Raw genomic sequence first — 24,548 nt, 5'->3', positions numbered from 1 at the left:
GGACGCGGCCGCGGCTATGGTTTCCAGAGTTGCTTGTTTTAAAAAATTAACCGTTTATTAACTCCTAATCTCCGCGCCCGTTATGCGCCGGGTCGTTATGTTTCTTGATTTGTGCTTAATAGAATATTATCGTTTAATCTGCTAAACAAAAGTTTATGAAAACTCAAAACTTCATTCACTTTTCGGTTATCTGTTTAATCTTATTCGGGTGTACTTCAAATGAACAGCCTAACCCAAATAACCAGATCCCTGTTTTTGATGTAGCCATGCAGGGAGTCAATCCCGCCTGGTTCGAACGTGCTATGGAGGGTATCGACTTTGGTATCCACCGGGTTGAAAAATACGGTGAGCTGGTGGCTGACAGTGCCGATTTATTCCGTCGGAGTTTCGAGCAAATGGAAATGCATAATGTTCGTTATGGATTGCTCAGTCACGGTACATACAAAGAGGCATTTATGGAAGAACACCCGGAGATGTTCCTGCTTTCCTATGAACCGGATTTATCGCTAGAAGATCATACAGAAGCAGCTCTTGAGTTCGAACAGAATATCATCAATGGCAGGTATGCTGCACTGGGTGAATTGGGGCTGATTTATGCAGGAATACCTATTAATACTCCCGATCTGTATCCATACTATGAGGTTGCTCAAAAACATGGAATCCCAGTTTTTATTCATACCGGCTTCTCGGGGCCAAATCCGCATCAGGTGTTAAGTCCTGCTTTCAGGATCGGTACTGCAAATCCTCTGTTGCTTGAAGATGTGATCATTGATTTTCCGAATCTGAAGATCGTAATGATGCATATGGGATGGCCATTTTTCGATGAGGCTCTGTACATATTGGGGACTTATCCTCATGTATACATGGAAACTTCTGTAGCGATATGGTTATTGGGAGATCAGCTTTTTAACCGGTTACTAAGTGAAGCCGTTGCGACGGCCGGTAGTGACAAGATTCTTTTCGGAACGTTGCAAATGGCTTGGCCTGAGGTAATAGGCCGGTCAGTTACTACGATTAGGCAGGCCGAATACCTTTCTATAGATGATAAACGAGCGATTCTTTGGGAAAATGCATCAGTGTTATTTGAAATAGAGGAATCAAAAGACTCTCTATTAAACTAAAGAATTGTATAAATCATAAATTATCATAAACATAACAAAGTGTTTCCTGCTGACTGGAACAGGTTTCTCGCTGAACCATTGAATTGATTCCCCAGCAGCAGAAACACCAAACCGTTATACCCACTACAATAATGGTTCTCACTTCCAGTTCTCTTAAGTAATAATTACATTCAGGTAAACTAACTCATTTATTATGATTACCGATTTCAAAGAGATACAAAATTCTGCCTTAAATCTTGACCGGAAGAATAAAGCCCGCCTGGCTGATAAATTATTACAAAGTATTCATGGTAAAATTGATCCTGAAATAGAACAGGCTTGGATTGATGAAGTTCAAAAGAGAAAGGAATCGCTTAAATCAGGAGACGCCTCTCTTCACTCAGCTACTGAAGTTTTAAAAGAAGCGAGAAAACGTCTTCAAAAGTGACTATTAAATTTCATTCAGAAGCCAGAAAAGAATTCTTTGAAACTTCGGAATACTACGAGGAACAAGTTGTTGGCCTTGGGGATGATTTTATTGATGAAGTCGAAAAAGTTTTAGATGTCATTGAACAACAACCTTCATCCGGAACTAAAATCACTAAAACAGAACGAAGATTTTTAGTTTCACGCTTTCCGTATGGAATCATCTACTCTGTGGAAGATGAGCTTATTACCATATTTGCCGTCATGAATTTAAGGCGAAAGCCAGGGTACTGGGAATCTCGAACCTAAAACCGTGGGTATAACAAAGCGTTTTAAATCGAACGCGGACGGGGTGCGATGGAAACTTGATTGCCAGGAATTAATTTCGCTACTTCAATTAAATCATAATCCCCGCGCCGTTTAAACGCTGGGTCGTTATAGCCCTTTCTTAATAATTCAGTTGTTCTCTCGTTAAAGTTGTATTACATTGTAACACAAACAATATTTTATTCTTATGGATACAACATTATCAATTCGTATTGACAAAGATTTAGAATCATTGCTGAATCAAGCAGCAAAACGAACGGGTCGTCCTAAAAGTGAATTAGTTCGAGAAGCGTTACGCCGACAACTATCTATTGAATCTTTCCAGCAAATTCGAAACCGGATTTTACCCTTTGCTGAATCACAAGGATTGTTAACAGATGAAGATGTTTGGCGTGAAATTTCATGAAGGTTTTTGCAGATACCAATTTCTTAGTTAGTGCTTTTGCAACCCGAGGCTTAAGTGCCGATGTTTTTCAAGTGATTATTGCCGAACATGAAATAATGACTGGAGAGTTTGTTTTAGCCGAATTATATCGCGTGCTAACAACTAAATTAAAAGTGTCTACAAAAATAGCTCGAGAAGCAGAACAACTACTTCGTCAACATTATATTGAACCTGTCCCCGACCAACCATCAGAAATACAAGTTCGTGACGAAGATGATCGTTGGGTACTAGAATCGGCTTTAAGAGCTGGGGCTGAAATTCTTATAACCGGGGATAAAGATCTTCTTGATATTTCAGATAAGGTACCAGAATTAAAAATTGTAACTCCTAGAATGTTTTGGGAATTAGTACAAAACTAAATCGGGCTATAAAAAGTGCATTAACCGGGGACGCGGACGTGCCGTTGGTTTCTAGAGTTGCTTGTTTTAACTTTTTAACCGTTTATTAACTCATAATCTCCACGCCCATTATGCGCTGGGTCGTTATGCTACCTATTCTTAAAATTTGACAATATGTACGGAATGGCGTACGTTTTAAGTAAGTGATTAATCAACCAATTTTACGCCATGAAAACATTAACAGCTACTCAAGCTCGCAAAGATATATATCGATTATTGGACGAAGCGTCTGATACGCACAAGCCGATTCAAATTACCGGAAAACGATCGAATGCCGTACTAATCAGTGAAGATGATTGGCGGTCTATTCAAGAAACTCTTTATCTGACCTCAATTCCCGGCATGCAAGAGTCTATTGTTGAAGGAATGAATACACCTCTTGAGGAAACCGATGAAGAACTTGACTGGTGAGTAACTACAAACTCGTTTATACCAAACAAGCTAAAAAGGATACGAAGAAAGCGGCTTCGTCAGGGTTAAAATCAAAGATCGAGGACCTACTTGAAATCATTAAAGAAGATCCTTTTGCAGACTATCCTCCCTATGAAAAACTGGTTGGTAATATGGAAGGGGCTTATTCACGGAGAATTAATATCCAGCATCGCTTAGTGTATCAAGTCTACGAGAAAGAGAAAGTTGTAAAAGTAATTAGAATGTGGACTCACTACGATTAATCCGGTAGCAAAACAATGCGTTTTAAATCGGACGCGGGCGGTTGCGATGGAAGCTTTGCTGCTAAGAATTAATTTTGCTACTTCAACTAAATTATAATCCCCGCGCCCGTTATGTGGCTCAATAAATCGATTCTTTTTTGGTTGTATTGTAAGTACATTGTAATTATATTTTTATAGATATTTTCAAATACTCAATACCATGAAAACCAAGATAATTCGTATCGGTAATTCCCAGGGAGTTCGAATTCCCAAACCCCTGATCGAACAAAGCGGGATCACTAAAGAAATTGAAATGATTCTCAGAGACAATGAAATTATTCTTCGTCCTGCTGATGTGACTCGAAAGGATTGGGAAGCATCTTTCCAAAGAATGGAGGAACAGGGTGATGATGTTTTATTAGATCAAAAAGAGACTGAAAAACCTTCAGACTGGGATGAAACTGAGTGGACATGGTAATAGCAGAGCCAGTTAAAAGGTTTGAAGTTCATCTGATTTCACTTGATCCCACTAAAGGTTCTGAAATTAAAAAAACTCGTCCCTGTTTGATCATATCTCCTAATGAAATGAACAAATATATCAGAACAGTGATCATTGCTCCAATGACATCTACCATTAAAAATTACCCAACGCGAGTCACTACTACATTTCAAGGCAAGAAAGGACAAATTGTATTAGATCAGATTCGAACAGTCGATAAAAGCAGATTGATTAAAAGCCTTGGGACAATCAGTTCTTCGGCCGAAGAAAAAGTATTGAGTACATTACAAGAAATGTTTGCCCCATAAATTCGCCACCTAACAAGGCGTTTCAAATCCGGGGTACGATGGAAACTTGATTGCCAGAAATTAATTTCGCTACTTCAATCAAACCATAATCCCCGTGCCGTTTAAATGCTGGGGCATTATGCTTACAAAACAATTTCGTTGCATGGATACCGTTAATCCATTAAATTTATGAATGATCAAATCATTTGGAGATAAAGCAACATCAGATCTGTTTCATGGACATTCGAGCAGTAAAGTTCGAAAGTTACCTACTCAAATCCTTGATTCAGCTATTTACAAACTGGATATACCGAATGCAGCTACCTCTTTAGATGATTTACGATCACCTCCAGGTAACAGATTAGAAGCATTACGTGGAGAATATAAAGGATATCACAGTATCCGAATTAATGCCCAATGGAGAATTGTTTTTCGTTGGGAAGATTCCAGTGCTTTTGATGTAGCCATAGTTGATTATCATTAGAAAAAAGGTGAACCCCATGATTCCACAAAATAGAATAACCACACATCCCGGTACAATTTTACTGAAAGAGTACTTGGAACCAATGGAATTAACGCAGAAGAAATTAGCTGACCATCTGGATATTCCCATCCAACGAATTAATGAAATTGTACGGGGGAAAAGAGGCATTTCTTCGGATACAGCTTGGCTGCTATCGAAAGCTTTGAATACTTCTCCTGAATTTTGGTTAAATCTACAGGCTATGCATGATTTATCCTCAAATCGTCCAAGCAAAGAAATTGCTCCACTTAAGGCTGTTCAAGCATAACAATGCGTTTCAAATCGGACGCGGACGGGATTCAATAGAACTTGTTTGCAAGCAATTAATTTCGCTACTTCAACCAACACAGAATCCCCGCACCATTTAGAGTCTGGCCGAAATACACCCCAAATTAAATTGAAAAAATGGAGAAATTTGAATTTAAAATAGACTTAAACACTCCTTATATAAAAGCAATTCATTTTCTGGGAGCGGCTCTTGTTGGCTTCTTTATTGCGAGCGCTATTTTCACTTTTAAATTTGAGGGTAGTATTGATTGGGTAAATTGGATAAACACAATCACTGGAATAATGCTTGGTCTATTTTTCGCCTTTTTCCCTGGGGCCGCAAAAAAACAATCTCTCACTATTGATGAGACAGGGTTTTATTTACAGAATTACACTTTCCATTGGGGACAAAAGAAGGAAATAATGTGGGATAAAATTCAAGGAATTGGAGTCCAGAAAAATGCTCTTCAAATCAGGAATAGTGCAGGAGCAAAAGAAAAAATAAACTTACCTCTTCACACTAAAAGCCAACTTGATGAATTAAAATCCTACCTAAAGAAAATGGTAGAAACTAAAGGCCTGGAATACATAAACTAGCTTAAGGGTATAAATAAGTTATGATTGATTTTTTATTTGGTACTCTTTCAGGAATCTTTTTATTCGGTTTGCTTCTCCAGTTAACTTTGAAAAAATCTGTCCGTCTATTTTCAATCACTGATAAAGATGCCGACCCAAAATTATACTGGGGACTTTTCTGGGCCTACCTCGCTGGATTTATATCTATGATTAATCTAGCCTTATACCTTTGAAGTCTTTTTGAAAACTGAATTGAGGAGTATAACGAGGCGTTTCATGAACTCGCGGGTTTTGTTCATCTTTTAGTATTAAAACTGAGTTCTACCTCTTATCTTAATTATTATCAATATTGCGGTTTGGCTTGATGGCATATCATCCCAATAAGAACTGTAGCACCACTCTAAATAGTGTGTAGGGGATTGTGAAAAAGGAAAAGAAAAAACAAATACTCAGAATATTCTTGTTTGCAGGAACTGCAATTTCCTTGTTCTTTGTGCCATGGATTCTGGTGTGGGCTTGGATTTTACCTCTGCCAAATACCGTTCAGGAGCAATTAGATGAAGGAATTGGCCATGGGTTTGATGGAATGATTGTTTATGTAGACGAAGCCGGGAAACCACCTGCATTTTATTCAGCTGGCTGGGACGACCGAGATAATAAAATACCTGCCAACCCAAAATCACTATTCAAAATTGCTAGTATCAGCAAATTATACGTCGCGGTAGCTATCACAAAGTTAGTCAAAGACAAACGTTTGTCTTTAGATGAAACGCTTGCCGATTATTTCCCTGAACTTGTAGGCAGAATTGAATATGCCGAGAAAATCACCCTGAAAATGATGGTGCAGCATCGGAGCGGTATTCCAAATTTCACTAATAATCCTGCTTTTTGGGTGGATGAACAGGAGAATAGCAAAAAAGCCCTTGAGTTTGCCATTGATTTACCGGCCAGCTTTGAACCGGATAACGGTTATGAATATTCAAACACGAATTATTTGTTGCTTCGCGAAATTCTTGATAAGGTTTTGGGGTATAATCATCATCAGTACATCAGAGAGGAAATATTGATCCCACTCGAACTGAATAACACTTTTTTTTCCATTACTGAAGTGGATTTAGATGATGTAATGAGCGGTTATTACGTTGGAATTGACGCCGACTTTAAAGCTAATGAAAACGGAATGTTAGCCACGGCTGAGGATGTGGGTATATTTTTAAGAGCCTTAAACGATGGTTCGTTATTTAATGAAGGTGAAAAGGATATCTACTCCTCCATTTATGTGTATAAACATGGAGGGCTGGTTCCGGGCTATCAAAGTCTAGCAGAATACCACAAAGATATTGACGCAGTTGTTGTACAATTTGTGAATACAACTGATTTTGAAGGATACGAATGGAATTTATCGGAAATCGTATATAACCGGGTGGTTAAAATAGTGGAAAGAGAAAACGGCTTATAACCTCTGTCAAACCCCGGCTAAAATATTAAACCAAATAGTTGGAGTTCTTTTAAGCAAATAACTCCATTTACTTCATCCTAATTCAATGAAATATCTAAAATACCTGTTCCTCATTATATTTCTGAGCGGTTGTACAGAAGGTGTTCGGACTATCCATCCCGAATTTGGCTATCTCTATAAATTAAATAGTGATTTTATACCGCCCGAGATTTCAAATGACTCCCTCAGGATCCCCGTCTTCTATTCCGGATGTAATGACAATCATAGTTTTAATCTTCAATACAATACTTCAAGACTTTCTTATTCAGAAGTTTGGTTATTCAAAAAGACACCAACACAGTTTTGTGAAGCAGCTTTTTCTGAAATTATATCTTTCAGAATTCCTCCCGAAGTAGCATTAACAAATGAGATTTACCTGCTTGGCCCCAAAGGGGAGCGGATTTTACTTTCCCGCTAGCTGTTAGTAACCTTTAAAAAGTTTAATTTACCATACATTCATGAATCACTTCAAAAGAGTAGTTCTATATTCATCTTTTTTAATTATCGCTTTCGATACCGTTGGTTCATTTGCTTCTGAGTTCTTCAATTTCCCCTATAGCTCATTAAACTTTGGTTCCTATTTGATCTATGGAATAGCGGGTTTCTTTGCCACTAAGGGAAAAGATTTAGGTAAAAGTGCCCTCGCCGGTTTTATAGTCGGATTGGTAGAGGCGACAATAGGTTGGGTTATTTCCTGGCTAATTCTTACTGAACACCATGAATTGGGAATCTCTCCAACAGTGGTGATAATTCTTATAATCATTTTTGTCTCATTGTCCGGAACTTACTTTGGCTTGATTGGTGGCGCAATTAGAAAATATGTGGGTAAATATTTCATTGAATCGACTACTACTGATTCAAGTAAAGAATAGTAAGTAATACCCAACCAGCCCGGCACGGTTCAGTACAAAATCCCGTTCTTCTCATAAATAGAAACTAATTCCTGATTTGAGCTCTCACTCCCTCCCTTCCGAAACACAAGAAAATCTCCCCCGAAAATTAGGGCTGTGGGGATTATGGCTGTTGATTGTCAATGGCTTTATAGGAGCCGGAATCTTTGGCCTTCCCAGTGGAGCCACCCGTCTTGCCGGCGAATACAGCGTCTGGATTTATGTGATTTGCGCCCTGCTTATGCTCCCCGTTATTCTCAGTTTTGCTGAATTGGGAAGCTATTTCAAAGGTACCGGCGGGCCGATTAAATACGGGACTCAGGCTTTTGGAAAATTCATCGGCTTCCAAAGCGGATGGCTTTTCTATGTGGCTCGGATTATATCCTTCTCTGCAAACTCAGTGCTTCTGGTTGACAGTATTGGGTATTTTCTTGAACCTGCAGCCACCGGAATCGGGCGACTCATTTCCCTGGGCATCATCATCGGTGGGCTAACCCTGATCAACGTAATTGGGTCGGTTGAATCCATTCGCTCACTGGCGCTTTTTACGATCGTGAAATTTGCGGTGCTAATATTTCTCGTTTTTGGAGGATTGGTTTTGCTTGGATCTGAAGTCATGCCTTCTTTCGAAAATCACCTACCGCCCGCAACAGATATCGGAGCCGCTGCCCTTTTATTGATTTATGCTTTTGTTGGATTTGAAGGTGGGGTTGTTCCGGCCGGAGAAGCCAAAAAACCTGAACGGGATATGCCACTTGCCCTGCTTTTCGGACTTGGCTCTGTGGTAGTCTTGTATATGCTGATCCAGTTGGTTTCTCAGGCAGCCGTTCCTGACCTTGGCTCTTCAACTGCACCCCTGCTGGACGCTTCTGCAGCGCTCTTTGGCGAAATAGGTGCAATCATACTGATGGTTGGAGTTGTCGCCTCTGTGACCGGAAATTTATCCAGTACCATCTTTTCTACTCCCCGACTTACTTATGCCCTTTCGGTGGAGAAGTCACTGCCTAAATGGTTCGGGGAAGTTCACCATAAATTCCAAACCCCTGCAAACTCGGTACTCTTTTTCGGAGTGTTTGCATTTATTGGTGCTGCACTAGGTTCTTTTACAGTTTTGGCCGCTATGACGGTCTTATCCCGCCTCTTCTTATTTATCATTAGCTGTGCCGCTATTCCGGTATTACGGCCGAGGTTTCGGGGAGAAGATCGGTTTATTCTGAAAGGCGGATACCTGATTCCAGCTTTGGGAATTCTAGCTTGTATCTGGCTAATGTTTCAAGTCAGCTTCAACTCCATCTGGATGACGGCATTGTTCATCGCCATTGGCAGTGGTTTTTACTGGCTCGGCAAAAGGGAATCTGAATAGTCTTAAAAGAGCTGATTTTCATTCTATTTTGCGCTAACTAATTAATTCTGTTACATTCACGGAGAATTAGTTTAGCCTTTTTAAGATTACTCAAATCAATTCTCTTCATGAAATCACTCTTTACATCTCCCATCCTTCTCATTGTTTTATTTATGATAAGCTGTGGTTCTGAAAATCAACAACAAGCAGAACTCGATTACAGTGCTATTCCTATTGTCGAGTTAACCAAAGAGTTTAGTATTACTGCTTCTGCGGAATATATACCTGTCAGAATAACAAGAATCATAGTAACTCGAAACGGATCATTCTTAATAGCCCAAGATTTAGAAAAGTCCATTCATCAATTTGATAGCCTTGGAAATTATGTAGCTAAGATAGCTGGACCGGGACGTGGTCCAGGCGAATTAAGCCGAAATGCGAATCCTCATTTCCAGGGAAATATTCTCTACATGAGTAATAATCATGGCTTAACATCCGAATACCGAAAAAATGATGCTGGCATTTATGAACATATTGCCGATCATGGTTTTAGACTTCCAGGAAGACTTCGTGGGATCAGATCTTTAGATGGCTTTAATGAATTCTATGTAAGTGAAGATTCAGTTAATTACCGGTTTAATGAAGTTCCTCCTCAGTACACAACTGATTTGATTCATTTAGTAAAAAACAGAATCAGATTCACTGAGTATCCAAGAAAAGATCCTCTCACTTAGAAAGCATTCCAGTTTTATAGAAATATCTGATGATGGGAATTCGGCTTCATATAGTTTTCTGCCTTATAGGTTTAATGACTATATAAATCCTTTAGATAATAAGAAGCTATTAGTACAACGCCCTTCTAAATCAGTGATTCAAATTTATGATGAAGACTTTGACATCGAACATGAGCTCGTTCTTGACGTAAAAGAAAGGCCTATCACCGATTCAGATATGGATTATCATTTTCCTGAGAAAAGCCGAATTGAGAAAAGAGAAAGAAGAGAGTTAATTGAAGACATTAAGCCTCCTTTTACTCGTGTCCTAATAGATAATCAAAATCAATTTTGGTTAGAAACTGATGAAACTGACGAAGGTAGAGAGATAGTTGTACTTGATTATGAAGGTAATCCCCTCGGCAGGTTTTTAATCCCTTCCAATAACCACTTACATGATATACGAAATAATAAAATCTATCTCGCTAACAATGCCTTAGAACAAGTTGAAGTTTATTCGGTTGATCTGTAGAAATCTATTTAGAATAGTAAAGCAACCCACCGCCTCGGGTCCCGGATAGAAATTCAGCTACTCCGTCTCCATCAAAATCAACAAAGTGAGGGGTTCCTAACTGGATGAAATCGATATTAAACGGGAAAGATTCTTTCGTAAAGGATGGTTGCTCTGCTGAGCCGTTGTTTCTGTAGAAGAGATACCCATCAATTTTTGTACCAAGGAATAGATCTAAATCGCCATCAGAATCAATATCATATAAGGCAGGTACACTTCTGGAGTCTGCTTTAATATCCATGAAATAGTCGCTTTCGAGGGTGAATTCAGGACTAGACTCTGAACCCGTATTCCTAAATAGCACGACTCCCCCACCCGACTCTCCGGCTATCAAATCCAGATCACCATCCTTGTCAATATCAGCAACGGTAGGCACCGCATTGCTTCCACGTTCGAGTTCAGCAATGCTCTTTTTGACCAATTCAAAACCATCACCAGTATTCTTATAGTAATCAATCGAACCTTTCCAGTTACCCAAGAGCAAATCGGCAAGTCCGTCGTTATCTAAATCAGCAAGAACTGGAGCTAGGTGATATCCTTTAGGTAGATTTAAACTGCCGGCCTTTTGAAATTCAGGCGCTGATGTTGTACCAATATTTTCGAATTGGTAAATGATGGATGTGCTTCTATCGGCAGGATCAATTTTGTTTGATAATAATAAGTCAAGATCTCCGTCTCCGTCAATATCTCCTGTTGCCGGAATGCTTTCATCTCCAACATCAATCATCCCCAAAAACTGTTTGGATTGAAGACTGAATTTCTCATTCTCTTGTTCCAAAAAGTAGAGATTCTCCGCAGTCGTTTCATTGGCATTATAAGCTCCGCCTAAAACGCCCAGAAATAAATCAGCATCTCCATCTTGTCCCCAGTCAGCTAGCGTAGGCGCATTATAACCACTGGTTGACACCGGGTTTGAAAGTGGGAAAGATTGTGGCTCAACCTGAAAGTCCGGATTTCTACAGGTACCCTGATTTTCTAACAACAAAATGCCGGGCTCAAAAAAATCACCCCAAAATAAATCCTGATCACCATCGCCATCAATATCCATAAAAGCCATGGTGTTGGCACCGTGCATGGTCCCAAACTGCTTCACAATTTCGATATCTTCAAACTTTTTACTCACCAGCTCGAACTGTGGAATGTCATTTTCATCTCTGCCTACCGACTCATACCGGGCCAGATTCCCTTCCAGCTTTCCTATAAATAAATCCAGCTTTTGGTCACAATCGATATCGGTGACGTTGGGGATATTCTGTCGGTCAGAAAAAATGGGGGTGCCGTTTACATCGCGGAGTGAATCAGCAGCAAGAATGAATTTAGGATTCGTCGCGCTTCCCTCATTCCGATAATACCGGATGTAACTGTAAGGCTGTTCTGTAAGCAAATCAAAGTCCCCATCCTGATCCATGTCCACAAACCGAAACCACTCACCGATATCAAGGTTCTGGAATTTGTTCGTCTGCCATTTCAAAGGCGAATCACCACTATTCTGATGCTCATAAAACATCAGGTCGTCGGTATGTTCCTGTATAAATAAATCAGGATCTGAATCACCATCAATATCTACGAACTGTGGACGAGGGGCATTGAAGCCTCCTAAAAAAGGATGAGCAATCTGATTTCCGTCCGTATCTAAAACAGAAAAAGGATATACATCCTGAGTATAGTTAGAGGATGCTGATTTGTCGCCGGTAGATTTTGAAGCAGCACAACCCGTAACAAACCCAGCTATTATGGTGATGAATAAGAGTCCTTTTAGTAATCTGAATTGATTCATAAATAATTTACCACGCATTTGTACCGATGCCGGATGGGTAGTTCCCCACTTCAATGACTTTCTCGATAGTGCGTGTTTCAGTATTGATCACGGTCACTGTACCAACTGGATTTTCAGTTTCTGAGCCCTCTGGCTGGTAGGTGCCGTCAAGATTATTATTAGTGACGTACAGATATTTACCATCTGCAGTAAGTGCGGCTCCGTGTGGTTGAGCAAGTCCATTTCCTTCAATAACAGCATCTACTGTTTGAGTATCCATGTCTACGACCGTAACTGTATGGGCGCCTTTATTGCCAAAGTAAACGTACTTTCCATCGAGGGAATAGACCGGATGCCACGGCATTGCGTTTACATCTATGCTATTTGATAACTCGGGATTGGCAGGATCAGAAATATCAAAAACCAAAAGCTTGCCGGTTATTTGTCCGGTTGCTACCATCGTATTTCCATCCGGAGAGACTGCAAAATTTACGAATACATTATTGCTTCCCTCCACATTGGTCAGATTCGTTTCTTCCGTTTCTGTATTTACGGACAGCATCTGATTGGAAGAAAGGCTGGCTATAAACGTCCAGTTATCCTTAGAATTAGCTGCGATGGCATGTGGTCTTGAGAAGAACACCTCTACTTCTTTATTCAGACTCATGCTCGAGCGCTCTATCACTCCAAAGCTCTGCGGCGGATTTACGGCACTCATAGATCGCCCAACAAAAAGCTCATCTTTATTTGGATGCATAGCCATAAGGCCCGGAACTTCAAGGCTTACTTCATCTACCAGTTCATTTTCTCTGTTGAATTTTAGCACCTTGTTTTCACCGATTAAAGTGACATACCAAAATGAACCATCCGGCTCTGCAATAGCATGATGTGGTTTTGCATTTGCAGAATAGCCCAGCTCCTGGAGATCAATAGTTTCGATTATTTCATGAGTCTGAGTATCAATCACCATTAAGGTTGCTGAACCCTGATTACAAACGTACATATTTTGGGTTGATTGAGCTTCAGCCACTCCTGATATCAATCCAAGACCAATCGTTAAGGCCGTGATGAAGAAAGTTCGCAGAAAAGTCATAATTCGAGCTTCCATAAAATTGAGGATTTGTTGAATAGAAAAAAGGCAACTTCAGAAAGACCTCTATTGAAGGTCATCTAAAGTTGCCTTAAATAAATCGTTTACTGATTTATGGCTTGTTCGTTTGTCTCCAGTACAAAAAGGCCTTCACGACCACTGGTCATAATAACGATGCCACTTTTGAAGTAAGGATAGTTACTCCACGTTCCGGAGAAACCAGGTGCGTCTTCAGTGAATGGATGCGTATCAAAACTTCCAACTTTCTGTGGGTTTGCCGGGTCACTTACATCAATAACCTGCAGACCACTTACATAGTTAGACTGATACATCAAGTCATCTTTGATATATAAATTGTGATCAGAAGAGGCATTTTCTAGGAAATACTCTCTAACAAACTGAGGATCATCCAAATCACTTACATCCCAAACAATAGTTCGGGTTTTGTCCACATTCCCCATCAACTCATCAAGTTCATCATTCTGGAAGAAATATCGATGATCTTCTGTTAACCATCCCTGGTGAACGTATCCGTAATCAGGATAAGAACCTGTTGAAAGAGCTACCGGATTTTCTTTATCGGTTACGTCTGCAATACTGATCGCTGTTTCGTTAGCACCAAAGCAGATTTCACTTCCCTGGTGTTCTTCATCGGGGCCATCATAAATTACACACTGTGCATCATGAGAATAACCGGTTCCGCTTCTTCCTGTAGAAGGATCAGCAAAACATCCTGCAAACGTTGGGTTGGCCGGATCTTGAATATTCACCATGTGTAAACCGCCGCCACAAGTTTGTCCACCGCCGCTGCTTCCTACAATAAATGCAAAACCTGATTCTTCATTAATAACCACGTTGTGTGCACTGTGAATATTCTCGTACATCGCTGTGGCTTCCAGCTCCATCGGGTCACCATCAAACTTGCGCAGCTGGGTTAGGTCAAGAACCTGCATTCCGTGTTCGCCCGCTCCATCAGCAACAATATAAGCGTGGTTTTTATACACTTTGATATCTCGCCAAACATTAGCTCTTGAGCCTTCTGTCATAGGAAGGTTGGCTACATAGATAGGATTACCTGGATCACTAAGATCTACGAAAGATGTTCCTTCGTTTCTACCAACCAGAGCATATTCTTTGCCAGTCACCGGATCTGTCCAGCCCCAAAGGTCATTCAAACGAACGCCTCGGTCACCGCCAATAGATCCAACAGGCATAAATGAAATTAAGTCAACATTGCTACAGCCAAAACGGTCTGCTTTACCGTCACTACAGTCAAGTCTGCCATTGGTAATAGGCTGTAATGTGTTTCCACCTTCACCGAATACAACATTCTGAGTTGTCCAGCTTCCCGTATCGTTTTTCTCAAGGATGGCAGCAGAACCTTCTCCATAATCGGCTCCGGTCATTCCGGCAACGGCCACATCACCATCTACAGCAAGTGTTCCTGAAAAATAATCTCCGGCTTCTTGTGAGCTCATTGGCATTTTTGAAGATCCTGTCCACATTCCATTTTCATCAGACTGAAACTGATAAATAGTTCCTTTTCCACCAGCGGCATTAGGTGCCCCGATCCATACTCCGGACTCGACTACAGAAATCGAACTTCCGAATAAATATGGTGACTGACCGTCAAAAGCTGATAGGCGTCCGCTTTCGCTCCACTCGCCATCTTCGCTACGGAATACAAATACGGTTCCGGCTGCTCCATCATTTCGAGGAGCTCCAACTAAGATCTGGTCACCATGAATTCCAATCGAAGTACCAAACTGACTACGATCTGCTGCCTGGTCACTGGTTAATGACGCACTGTGCATCCATTCAGAACCTTGATTAGCAAATACATGTACGGCACCGCCACCTCGCTGAGGTGCACCGACTACTAAATTCATTCCATCCATTGCAAGGCTTGAACCAAAGTTAGACCCGGCAGTATCAGGATTCACAATGCTTGCCGTTTCTGTCCAATTTCCAGAATTGGATCGGCTGTACACTAATACAGCTCCTAATCCGTCCGCGTGATCAGGCGCACCGACAAAAGCATAATTACCACTCAGCATTACACTTGAACCTAATGCGCTTTCAAAAGAATCTTCAGGCAGCATAAATTCTGCTATTTGACTCCAGCTTCCGGAACCGGACTTTTCAAAAAGAAAAGCAGCGCCCTGTTCTCCATTCATTTCAGGTGCTCCAACAATAAGGAAGTTACCGTCAGCTGATACTGAAGACCCAAAGCCATCACCAATTTTACCATTGGTTGCCATCAACTGATGTTGTTGCGTCCATTCGTCACCGGACTTCCCAAAAACATAAACAGCTCCGGGCTGATGTACGTTAGAAGGTTCACCGATAAATACAGCGCCGTCCGCTATAGAAACTGCCTGGGCAAATCCTCGCATCGCTTCTGATTGCCCATCAGGGGTTGTTTGTGCCTGAATTAAGGCCATGGGCGTGATTAAAAGTAATAGTGAGAATAAATATGATAATCGTTTCATAGATCCTAAAGGTTTATGAGAGTGGTTTTTTAAAATAAATACAGCCTTTAATATAGGGCGAGTCTTTTAGAAATCAATGAAGTTCACCGTTAAATATCGTTACTGCTGTATAAGAATCCTCTAAGCGGTGAAATTATTCATCGGTAGAGCTGAATAACGTCCAGGCAGTCACACCAACCAAGGCAGCTGCCCCACCCAGAATCAGAGCAAGATTTAAATCCCTTTGTATTCTTTCTGCTTTTGATAAATAATCAGAACCAACGCCTTTTTTGGCAATAATTCCTTCCAGTTCATTAATTCTATTTTGTAACTCTTTCTTTGTCTTATTCTTTAAACTCATAATCGTATTGATTTATTTTTTCTTTGATTTAATCAACTAACATTGAGTTTGTTTATTGAGTTTCATGAATTATTGGGGTTACAGTTGAAAAATCTAATCAGATTCCCCGTTCTGAAACTTTACTTAACAATTTAGCATTTCAATTCGCATGCAGAGATGCTATATTCTCAATCCCGAATTTGAACCTCAAAAAAGACAAAATGAGTGTATTAGTTGGAAATGATACCCGCCTGATTGTTCAGGGATTTACCGGAAGCGAGGGTAGCTTCCACGCCGGACAAATGATTGAATACGGTACCAATGTAGTTGGTGGTGTTACTCCCGGAAAAGGTGGACAAACCCATTTAGACCGACCCGTTTTTAATACCGTTGCTGAAGCGGTTAAAGAAGTAAATGCTAATACTTCCGTAATTTTTGTACCTCCTGCATTTGCCGGTGATGCTATTACTGAAGCAGCTTTTGCCGGAATTGAAGTAATTATCTGTATTACAGAAGGTATTCCTGTTAAAGACATGATTGTAGCCAAGCAGATTGTAAGCAGTCATGGAGCAACTTTGATTGGACCTAACTGTCCGGGTGTTATAACTCCGGGAGAAGCTAAAGTTGGAATTATGCCAGGCAGTATTTTTACACCGGGCAAGGTTGGGCTTATATCCCGTTCAGGTACTCTTACCTACGAAGCCGTTGACCAGCTTACCAAAGAAGGTCTTGGCCAAAGTACAGCAATTGGAATTGGTGGCGATCCTGTTATTGGAACCACTCACCTTGATGCTGTTAAAATGCTGAACGATGATCCTGATACCGACTCTATTGTTTTGATTGGAGAAATTGGCGGAACTGCTGAAGAAGAAGCAGCTGCCTGGATTAAAGATAATTGCCAGAAACCTGTTGTAGCATTTATTGCAGGCTCAACGGCTCCTCCGGGACGTCGAATGGGACACGCAGGTGCAATCATCTCTGGTGGTAAAGGAACCGCTCAAGAGAAAAAGAAAGCTCTTGCTGCAGCTGGAATTACTGTAGTTGAAAGTCCGGCTGAGATTGGTGTTACAATTAAGAAAATGCTTGAAACTGCTTAATCACAGTTTCTGTATTTAAGAAAATTCAAAGCCTCTTCCCTTTTGGGTTGAGGCTTTTTTTATTTTTAAAATTCAGGATAAGACAAGCTTGCCGTAAGGATGTCTTAAACTTGTCGTACAATTTTAAGAACCACAGGTCTATGTTTTGTAGACATTTACTTTAATGAATATTTATATATGTCACTATCTAATAACGTAAAGGCGTTCCGAGTACAGAGAGGCTTCTCACAAGAAAAATTGGCAGAATTAACTGGGTTAAGCCTTCGAACAATTCAGCGAGTTGAGAACAATGAAACCAAGCCCATGGGTGATACTTTATCGCGAATTGCTGAAGTATTCCAAATAGCACCTGATGAGTTAATTCAAATGCATAAGCCCCAAGATAGCTCGTACCTGATTGTATTAAACCTGACTCAGTTCTGCTCTATCCTCTTTCCCATTGTTGGTGTTTTAGTCCCTTCACTGCTTTGGATATTGAAAAAGAATATTATTGACAGGGTTGATGAGATTGGTAAGAATATTATAAACTTTCAAATAACATGGTCTATTGTCCTATTGGTGGGTACGATCAGCTACTACATGTATAGTGGTAACATAGCACTGGAGAACATTGGAGAGTACTTAACTGCTTACCAGCAAGCTTTACTTGTTTACCAGATATTTCTAATCTGTATGATTCTATATAATATTTTCATTATTGCTTTTAATACTTTCAAAATCCGAAGCAATAATAATGGCTTTTATCAACCCGCTATACCTTTTCTCCGTTAGTTTCATCCAAATAAGGATTAGAATACAGTCTCTGATATTGCAAGATGAGTTGTTCAGAATTTAATAACGAAATAGATTCTTTGGTTTCAAATAGACATATAGACACATATGTCGCTAAAATGTCGGGTAGATGTCGTACTATAAAAGCACTGCAGCATCTATGTTTTGCGTGAATTCTAACGCAACCAAATTTCTATGAGTACCGATTTAGCGAATCAGATAAAAAACATCCGGAATCAAAAAGGTTTTTCGCAGGAACTCCTTGCCGAGAAAACGGAACTGAGCCTAAGGACTATTCAGCGAGTTGAAAATGCAGAAACTGAACCCAGAGGTGATACCCTCCTACGAATTACGGAAGCGCTGGAAGTCACCCCCGATCAGCTTTTAGAATGGAATCAAGTTGAAGATCAATCCACCTTAGTTGTGATGAGTCTTTCGGCGCTCGGCTTTCTATTTACACCAATCCTTGGGGTTATCCTTCCACTTGTTATATGGATTTCAAGAAAAGATAGAGTCAAGAAAGCTGATATGATTGGCCGAAAAGTGATCAACTTCCAGCTCACATTCACGGCACTCATTTATCTGATGCAAGGTTTACTTTTCATGATACCCATACTCCAATTAGACATTGGCTTCTGGCTGGAGGGGTTGTTTGACTACCTAAACATCTCACCTATTTTATTTCAGCCGATTATTTTTGGGATTCCCTATCTGTACAATCTTGGAAGTATCATCATAAATACTTTCAGAATAAGAGCCGGAGATGAAGTTAGTTTTTCACCATCTGTTAAACTGCTAAAATAGTTTAGATGATTGTGCCATCCGGTATTACCGTATTCTTCTTCACAATCACAATGCCATCCCGTACGTAGTGATATTTGTGGTCGCCATCTTCTAGGTGATTTCCACCCACAATGCGCACATCATTTCCGATGGCTACATTTTTATCAATTATGCAGTTACTGATGTAGCACCGCTGACCAATACCCATGGCAGGTTTATCTGGCTTGGCGTCTTCAATCACAGATCGGTCCTGAAAAATATCGTTACCCATAATAATAGAATATTCTATTGTTGAGCCTTTACCAATCCTAGATCTAATTCCAATTACTGATCTTACAATTCTACTGGCTTCAACAATACACCCTTCCGCCATCAGGGCATGCTCAAGCGTTGTACCCATAAGTTTCGAAGCCGGAAGTAACCGGGCACGGGTGTAAATAAAATTCTCATTGTCATAAAGATTGAAATCCGGAATCGTATCGGCTAAAGCTAGATTTGCTTCAAAGAAAGATTGTATGGTTCCGATATCAGTCCAATATCCTCCAAATTCATAGCTACAAACTTTTTTTCCGCCTTCAACACATTTCGGAATCAGTTCTTTTCCGAAATCCGTAGCATCGGGATTATCATCAAATAGCTTTTTAAGCATTTCGCTGTTGAAGATATAAATCCCCATTGATGCCAGGTAATCTTTACCCTGTTCTTTATAGACTTCGGGTACTTTCGATTTCCACTTACTCAATTCTTTAGCATCGGGCTTCTCAACAAAATCTTCGATAATTCCTTCTGCGTTGGTCTTCATAATTCCAAAACCGGTAGCATCTTCTGCGGTTACAGGAATTGTTGCTACAGTGAGATCCGCATCATTTTCTTTATGGCGCTCCAGCATTTTTGAGTAATCCATTTGGTAGAGCTGATCACCGGAAAGTATCAGCACATGCTCATGGTCATGGTTCTCCATATGGTGAACCGATTGACGAACCGCATCGGCTGTTCCCTGAAACCAGTCAGTACTGTCAGGAGTTTGCTCAGCGGCAAGGATATCCACAAAACCACTACTGAAGGCGTCAAAGTTATACGTGTTTTTTATGTGACGATTCAGCGAAGCTGAATTGAACTGAGTCAATACATAAATCCTTCGGATATCTGAATTCAGACAGTTAGAAATAGGAATATCAACAAGTCTGTATTTACCACCCACCGGAACAGCTGGTTTTGACCTGTGGTCGGTTAGCGGGAACAATCGTGTTCCTCTTCCTCCACCTAAAATGACTGCGATAACGGACGATCTTTTCATAAATAACCTATTTTCTAGTTAGTGCTTTATACATTTTAATGTATTCCTGAGCTGAATTCTTCCAGGAAAAATCGAGTTTCATGACTTTACTCAAGACTTCAGAATATTGTTTTGAATCTTTATACAAATCAACAGCTCTGCTAATGGCATTTGAAGCAGCCTCCAGGCTAAAGTCTTCAAATGTTATTCCGTAGCCATTTTTTTCAGAGATATCTTTTACCGAATCTTTTAATCCACCAACGGCTCGAACTATGGGAACCGTTCCATAACGCATAGCAAACATTTGATTTAAACCACAAGGCTCAACCCTTGAAGGCATTAATATAAAATCGGAACCTGCGTAAATCTGATGTGCCAGCTTCTCATTATACTCCAACGTAGCATCAAAATATCCAACATGATCACTTTCCATACGGGCAAAAATTTGATGCAATTGAGGGTCACCCGTTCCTAATAATACAAAATTAACTTCCTGATCCGAATACATTACCTGTTTAAATAAATCCGGCAATAAATCTGCCCCTTTCTCCCGAACCAAACGCCCGATAAATGCGATGGTCGGTAATTCAGGATTCAGTCCAAATTCCTTACACAGATAAGTTTTGTTCTCGCTTTTCCCCTTCTTTCGGTTCCTAAAACTGAAGTTATATTCAATGAGGTCATCGGTGTTAGGATCCCAAACTTCGGTATCAATCCCGTTAATAATACCCGTTGATTTTTCCTGCTCTTGCTCAAACAATAGCTCTAGTCCGCTGCTGTTATCAGCCAGTTCCTTCATATAGTTTTCAGAGACGGTCGTGATTTGCCAGGATGATTTCAGCCCGGCCGCCAGGGAATTCATTCTTCCGTCCCAATCTAACAATCCAAGATTATTAATATTGAATGCAGGTAATAACTTATAGCTGTCAAGGTCGTGTTCGCCATGATATTCTGCATTATGAACGGTTATTACAGTAGGAATATCCGCCATATCACGATAGCGGTTACATTCGGATAGCATAAAAGGCACCAAGCCCGTGTGGTGATCATGACAGTGAACCAGCTCAGGTTTTTCGTCCCGACTTTTAATCCACTCCAGGCTGGCAATCTGAAAACTCACAAAGCGTTCCAGCTCGTCCCAGTAGCCTCGACCTGACCATGGGTCTATATAAATACCCGGGCGATCAAATCTCCCAGGTATATCAATCACATAGAAAGGGAATCCAAGTTTATCTTCCTTCATTTTCAATACTAAAAAGCGAACCTGCTCTGAAGCCATCGAAAAAGCACTTTCAAATACCGTTTCATAGTCCTGAGAACCTATCCAATGGTTGTCATACTTTGGGATCACCACTTCACAATGATGATCAAGCTGATTTAAATACTTTGGAAGTGAACCAACGACATCCGCAAGGCCTCCGGCTTTTGCGGCCGGGTAACATTCAGCACTTAAGTGAATAATGTGCATCTTTTTAGTAACCTATTTCCCTTTCACTCGTTATGATTTATTATAATGGGAAATAAGAAATCTTTGGGCATCTTGCAAAGTAAATTGCTACTTGAAATAAATTCGGGAGTTAAAAATATTCTGTAATTATAAAGAATACTTTTCGACTAATTAAGCAAGTGCCACTTTTACACTATTTGAAATTAAGCCAACAACCATACATTAGAGGATAGGATACACCATGGCAGTTATTGAGGTTAAAGACATCTATAAATCCTTTGGAAAAACCAAAGCGGTGAATGGAGTCAGTTTTGATGTAAACGAAGGCCGGATTTTCGGTTTACTTGGACCAAATGGAGCCGGGAAAACCACCACCATCCGAATGATAAACTTCATTCTTACACCTGATTCCGGAGAAGTCACCATAAACGGATTGGTTGCAAGTCCTGAAACCCAGCGCATGATTGGCTATATGCCGGAAGAGCGTGGACTATATAAAAAAATGAAAGTCTTTGACCAGCTGATGTATCTGACACAGCTTAAGGGAATGGATGCCGGTGCTGCCAAAAAATCAATTGAGTACTGGTTAGAGCGTTTTGACGCAGCCGATTGGAAAAAGCGGGAAATTAATGAGCTTTCTAAAGGTCAGTCTCAGAAAATACAGTTTATAGCCACCATCGCTCACAATCCGGATATCTATATATTTGATGAGCCTTTCAGTGGACTTGATCCCATCAACAGCGAAACGCTTAAAGAGATTATCATTGAGTTACGGGAACAAGGAAAGACCATCCTGTTTTCCACGCATCGCATGGAACAGGTAGAGCAAATGTGTGATGACATCTGCCTCTTCAATCAGGGTGAAGCCGTACTCACCGGGAACCTCCGGCATATCAAATCATCGTTCGGTGAGAACACCATTAACCTTGAATTTGAAGGTGACGGATCTTTTCTGGATAAACTGGAGAACGTCCGCATCAACAATCGTTCTACAAATTTTGCTGAAATCAGAGTACTGAACGGGCAAAGCATGCAGGACATTCTGAAGCTTGCGATGGAGCACGCTGAGATTCATAAGTTTGAGCGCATCGAGCCTTCACTAAACGAAATTTTTATCTCCACAGTCGGAGAAGACAACATCAAAAAAGCGGAGATTAAGTAATTATGAGTTTGCATAAAGTTTGGCTGGTATTAAAAAGAGAATACCTCACTCGTGTTAAAAGTAAATCATTTATCATCATCACTGCTCTTACTCCCCTGGCTTTTGTAGCGTTTATCGGGATTGTAGTGTTCATCAGTATTTCAGAATCAGAAGTAGAAAAGCGAATTGGGATTTTGGATCAAACCAATGTTTTGGTTGAACGCTTAACTGAAATTAATGAAACACGATACTTCGATGTCAGCGATATCCCTGAAGATACCCTGAGAAGTCAGGTTTTGAGTGGGGATTTGGACGGCTTCATCGTGTTATCCGATTCGGTGATTATGCATGCTAAAAGTCCTACACTGGTACATGGCGGAAGTGGAGGAATTGCTTTTCTTTCCGGTGTTCGTTCTGATTTGCGTGATGCCGTTCGGGAAGAGCGTCTTTCAAGAGAAAATGTATCCGATGAAATTCGTGATATTTTTGAAACAAGAACCGGTTTAGAAGCTGTTAAGCTCACCGAAGAGGGCGAGTCAGAAGACAACACCATCTTTGCTTCGGCATTAGGTTTCATATTAGGGTTGATGATATTCTTTGGGATATTCTTCTACGGAGCCTTATTGATGAGAAGCGTTATCGAAGAGAAAACCAACCGGGTACTCGAAGTGATCGCTTCTTCCGTTAAACCCATCGAGCTAATGTTTGGTAAGCTATTCGGAGTGCTCTCTATGGCTCTTACACAGTTTGTTATTTGGATTCTATTCTATACCGGGATTTCCATTGCTGCAGCACCGGTTGCCGGTATGATTATGCAAGCGCAGATGAGTAACCTGCCTGAAGGAGCAACCGAAGCAGCTGCTTCTTCTTTTGATCCTTCTACGCTTGAAAATATGGTAATCGACCCCTCCGTATTTGCTTACTTTATCCTCTTCTTCTTTTTAGGATTTATGATATACAGCGCACTCTTTGCTGCCATCGGGGCTGCCGTTGATAATGAGCAGGATTCCCAGCAGTTCATGCCCATTGTAGGCTTACCGATTTTTGTTGCCTACTTCCTGAATACGAAAGTGATGCAGGCGCCGGATTCCGGATTGTCTACGTTCATATCCATTTTCCCGCTCACCTCTCCTATCAATATGATTTCGAGAATTGCATCCACCTCTGTTCCAGCCTGGCAGATCATTACCTCTATCCTGCTCATGATCTTAACCTTCTTTGGCATCATGTGGCTGGCTGCTAAAATTTACCGCGTCGGTATTTTAATGTACGGCAAGAAGCCGACCTTCAAAGATCTTGCTAAGTGGATCAGGCAGAGCTAAAAGAAACATGAACAACATCTTTTCATTTCTAAGGGACGGGCTAACTACTCGTCCCTTTTTTTCTGGTCATTCCTGCGCATGCAGGAATCTGGATGCTTGCTTTTAACTTCTACGCCTTTTCTAACATCCAGATCCCAGCCTTCGCTGCGGGATGACACCTGAACTTATTTGTGTAATCTATACCATTCCAACCCCGACATTCCTGTGCAGGCAGGAATCTAGATGCTCGTTTTTAACTTCTACGCCTTTTCTAACATCCAGATCCCGGCCTTCGCTGCGGGATGACACCTGAACTTATTTGTGTAATCTATACCATTCCAACCCCGTCATTCCTGCGCAGGCAGGAATCTGGATGCCTGCCTTCAACCTCTATATCCTTTCCTGCACCAAGATCCCGGCTTTCACTGCGTGATGACACCTGGACTAATTTGTGTAATCCATATCACTACAACCCCGTCATTCCTGCGCAGGCAGGAATCTGGATGCCTGCCTTCAACCTCTATATCCTTTCCTGCACCAAGATCCCGGCTTTCACTGCG

Annotated in this window: 30 protein-coding genes; 24 read left to right on the top strand and 6 right to left on the bottom strand. The window is 40.7% G+C overall.

Annotated features, from left to right (window positions below):
- The first annotated feature begins 155 nt into the window (after positions 1 to 155).
- The 19 genes from CL667_15335 to CL667_15245 all read left to right on the top strand — a co-directional run bounded on the left by CL667_15335 (position 156) and on the right by CL667_15245 (position 10,476).
- The gene (locus CL667_15335) at positions 156 to 1,121 is read left to right on the top strand and encodes a hypothetical protein (GenBank protein MAL19070.1); all 966 of its coding nucleotides are present in this window, start codon (positions 156 to 158) and stop codon (positions 1,119 to 1,121) included.
- 193 nt (positions 1,122 to 1,314) lie between these two features.
- Positions 1,315 to 1,548, top strand: coding sequence for an addiction module antitoxin RelB (locus CL667_15330; protein ID MAL19069.1), 234 nt, complete (start codon positions 1,315 to 1,317; stop codon positions 1,546 to 1,548).
- Positions 1,545 to 1,835, top strand: coding sequence for a plasmid stabilization protein (locus CL667_15325; GenBank protein MAL19068.1), 291 nt, complete (start codon positions 1,545 to 1,547; stop codon positions 1,833 to 1,835). Before CL667_15330 ends, CL667_15325 begins: the two co-directional genes overlap by 4 nt.
- A gap of 205 nt (positions 1,836 to 2,040) precedes the next feature.
- On the top strand, positions 2,041 to 2,259 hold the full coding sequence (locus CL667_15320) for a CopG family transcriptional regulator (GenBank protein MAL19067.1): 219 nt from the start codon (positions 2,041 to 2,043) through the stop codon (positions 2,257 to 2,259).
- A complete protein-coding gene (locus CL667_15315; GenBank protein ID MAL19066.1) occupies positions 2,256 to 2,657 on the top strand; it encodes a putative toxin-antitoxin system toxin component, PIN family in 402 nt (133 codons plus the stop codon). The genes CL667_15320 and CL667_15315 overlap by 4 nt, the downstream gene beginning before the upstream one ends.
- A 207-nt stretch (positions 2,658 to 2,864) precedes the next feature.
- Positions 2,865 to 3,107: a type II toxin-antitoxin system prevent-host-death family antitoxin gene (locus CL667_15310; GenBank protein MAL19065.1), complete on the top strand. Its 243-nt coding sequence runs from the start codon at positions 2,865 to 2,867 to the stop codon at positions 3,105 to 3,107.
- Positions 3,104 to 3,370 carry a Txe/YoeB family addiction module toxin gene (locus tag CL667_15305; GenBank protein ID MAL19064.1) on the top strand — a complete coding sequence of 89 codons (267 nt, stop codon included), beginning with the start codon at positions 3,104 to 3,106 and terminating at the stop codon, positions 3,368 to 3,370. Before CL667_15310 ends, CL667_15305 begins: the two co-directional genes overlap by 4 nt.
- Positions 3,371 to 3,569: 199 nt before the next feature.
- Positions 3,570 to 3,827, top strand: a complete 258-nt coding sequence (locus tag CL667_15300; GenBank protein ID MAL19063.1) for an AbrB/MazE/SpoVT family DNA-binding domain-containing protein — start codon at positions 3,570 to 3,572, stop codon at positions 3,825 to 3,827.
- Complete coding sequence (locus CL667_15295; GenBank protein ID MAL19062.1) at positions 3,827 to 4,156, top strand: transcriptional regulator; 330 nt, start codon at positions 3,827 to 3,829, stop codon at positions 4,154 to 4,156. The genes CL667_15300 and CL667_15295 overlap by 1 nt, the downstream gene beginning before the upstream one ends.
- A gap of 172 nt (positions 4,157 to 4,328) precedes the next feature.
- Positions 4,329 to 4,619 (top strand): plasmid maintenance system killer protein, encoded by a 291-nt coding sequence (locus CL667_15290; GenBank protein ID MAL19061.1) that lies wholly within the window; start codon positions 4,329 to 4,331, stop codon positions 4,617 to 4,619.
- 16 nt (positions 4,620 to 4,635) lie between these two features.
- On the top strand, positions 4,636 to 4,926 hold the full coding sequence (gene higA, locus CL667_15285; protein ID MAL19060.1) for an addiction module antidote protein, HigA family: 291 nt from the start codon (positions 4,636 to 4,638) through the stop codon (positions 4,924 to 4,926).
- 137 nt (positions 4,927 to 5,063) lie between these two features.
- Positions 5,064 to 5,522, top strand: coding sequence for a hypothetical protein (locus tag CL667_15280; GenBank protein ID MAL19059.1), 459 nt, complete (start codon positions 5,064 to 5,066; stop codon positions 5,520 to 5,522).
- Positions 5,523 to 5,542: 20 nt separating this feature from the next.
- Positions 5,543 to 5,734, top strand: coding sequence for a hypothetical protein (locus CL667_15275; GenBank protein MAL19058.1), 192 nt, complete (start codon positions 5,543 to 5,545; stop codon positions 5,732 to 5,734).
- Positions 5,735 to 5,922: 188 nt separating this feature from the next.
- Positions 5,923 to 6,960, top strand: coding sequence for a serine hydrolase (locus CL667_15270; protein ID MAL19057.1), 1,038 nt, complete (start codon positions 5,923 to 5,925; stop codon positions 6,958 to 6,960).
- Positions 6,961 to 7,045: 85 nt separating this feature from the next.
- Positions 7,046 to 7,417 carry a hypothetical protein gene (locus tag CL667_15265; protein ID MAL19056.1) on the top strand — a complete coding sequence of 124 codons (372 nt, stop codon included), beginning with the start codon at positions 7,046 to 7,048 and terminating at the stop codon, positions 7,415 to 7,417.
- Between the two features lie 40 nt (positions 7,418 to 7,457).
- A complete protein-coding gene (locus CL667_15260; GenBank protein MAL19055.1) occupies positions 7,458 to 7,871 on the top strand; it encodes a hypothetical protein in 414 nt (137 codons plus the stop codon).
- A gap of 67 nt (positions 7,872 to 7,938) precedes the next feature.
- Positions 7,939 to 9,252: a cationic amino acid transporter gene (locus CL667_15255; protein ID MAL19054.1), complete on the top strand. Its 1,314-nt coding sequence runs from the start codon at positions 7,939 to 7,941 to the stop codon at positions 9,250 to 9,252.
- A gap of 107 nt (positions 9,253 to 9,359) precedes the next feature.
- Positions 9,360 to 9,965: a hypothetical protein gene (locus CL667_15250; GenBank protein MAL19053.1), complete on the top strand. Its 606-nt coding sequence runs from the start codon at positions 9,360 to 9,362 to the stop codon at positions 9,963 to 9,965.
- Positions 9,966 to 10,098: 133 nt separating this feature from the next.
- Positions 10,099 to 10,476: a hypothetical protein gene (locus CL667_15245; protein ID MAL19052.1), complete on the top strand. Its 378-nt coding sequence runs from the start codon at positions 10,099 to 10,101 to the stop codon at positions 10,474 to 10,476.
- 4 nt (positions 10,477 to 10,480) lie between these two features.
- Here the strand turns inward: CL667_15245 and CL667_15240 are convergent, their stop codons facing one another.
- From CL667_15240 to CL667_15225, 4 genes are all read right to left on the bottom strand, one after another.
- The gene (locus tag CL667_15240; GenBank protein ID MAL19051.1) at positions 10,481 to 12,292 is read right to left on the bottom strand and encodes a hypothetical protein; all 1,812 of its coding nucleotides are present in this window, start codon (positions 12,290 to 12,292) and stop codon (positions 10,481 to 10,483) included.
- Positions 12,293 to 12,299: 7 nt separating this feature from the next.
- Positions 12,300 to 13,241, bottom strand: coding sequence for a hypothetical protein (locus CL667_15235; protein MAL19050.1), 942 nt, complete (start codon positions 13,239 to 13,241; stop codon positions 12,300 to 12,302).
- Positions 13,242 to 13,465: 224 nt separating this feature from the next.
- Positions 13,466 to 15,853, bottom strand: coding sequence for a hypothetical protein (locus tag CL667_15230; protein ID MAL19049.1), 2,388 nt, complete (start codon positions 15,851 to 15,853; stop codon positions 13,466 to 13,468).
- A 133-nt stretch (positions 15,854 to 15,986) separates the two neighbouring features.
- The gene (locus tag CL667_15225) at positions 15,987 to 16,193 is read right to left on the bottom strand and encodes a hypothetical protein (protein ID MAL19048.1); all 207 of its coding nucleotides are present in this window, start codon (positions 16,191 to 16,193) and stop codon (positions 15,987 to 15,989) included.
- A 200-nt stretch (positions 16,194 to 16,393) separates the two neighbouring features.
- Between CL667_15225 and CL667_15220 the strand changes: the two genes are divergently transcribed.
- From CL667_15220 to CL667_15210, 3 genes are all read left to right on the top strand, one after another.
- A complete protein-coding gene (locus CL667_15220; protein MAL19047.1) occupies positions 16,394 to 17,269 on the top strand; it encodes a succinate--CoA ligase subunit alpha in 876 nt (291 codons plus the stop codon).
- A gap of 177 nt (positions 17,270 to 17,446) precedes the next feature.
- Positions 17,447 to 18,040 (top strand): hypothetical protein, encoded by a 594-nt coding sequence (locus tag CL667_15215; GenBank protein MAL19046.1) that lies wholly within the window; start codon positions 17,447 to 17,449, stop codon positions 18,038 to 18,040.
- 195 nt (positions 18,041 to 18,235) lie between these two features.
- The gene (locus CL667_15210) at positions 18,236 to 18,844 is read left to right on the top strand and encodes a DNA-binding protein (GenBank protein ID MAL19045.1); all 609 of its coding nucleotides are present in this window, start codon (positions 18,236 to 18,238) and stop codon (positions 18,842 to 18,844) included.
- A 1-nt stretch (position 18,845) separates the two neighbouring features.
- Here the strand turns inward: CL667_15210 and CL667_15205 are convergent, their stop codons facing one another.
- Entirely contained in the window at positions 18,846 to 20,120 is a 1,275-nt protein-coding gene (locus CL667_15205) for a glucose-1-phosphate adenylyltransferase (protein MAL19044.1), read from the bottom strand.
- A 7-nt stretch (positions 20,121 to 20,127) separates the two neighbouring features.
- The gene (locus CL667_15200) at positions 20,128 to 21,567 is read right to left on the bottom strand and encodes a glycogen synthase (GenBank protein MAL19043.1); all 1,440 of its coding nucleotides are present in this window, start codon (positions 21,565 to 21,567) and stop codon (positions 20,128 to 20,130) included.
- A gap of 220 nt (positions 21,568 to 21,787) precedes the next feature.
- Between CL667_15200 and CL667_15195 the strand changes: the two genes are divergently transcribed.
- Together CL667_15195 and CL667_15190 are read left to right on the top strand one after the other, a co-directional pair.
- Positions 21,788 to 22,708, top strand: coding sequence for an ABC transporter (locus tag CL667_15195; protein MAL19042.1), 921 nt, complete (start codon positions 21,788 to 21,790; stop codon positions 22,706 to 22,708).
- Between the two features lie 2 nt (positions 22,709 to 22,710).
- Positions 22,711 to 24,009 (top strand): hypothetical protein, encoded by a 1,299-nt coding sequence (locus CL667_15190; GenBank protein MAL19041.1) that lies wholly within the window; start codon positions 22,711 to 22,713, stop codon positions 24,007 to 24,009.
- Positions 24,010 to 24,548: the final 539 nt, after the last annotated feature.

Source organism: Balneola sp. (assembly GCA_002694685.1).
Lineage (GTDB): Bacteria > Bacteroidota > Rhodothermia > Balneolales > Balneolaceae > Gracilimonas.
Note: the sequence above shows the minus strand (reverse complement) of the source record. Positions and strands in the feature narration are given on the sequence as shown.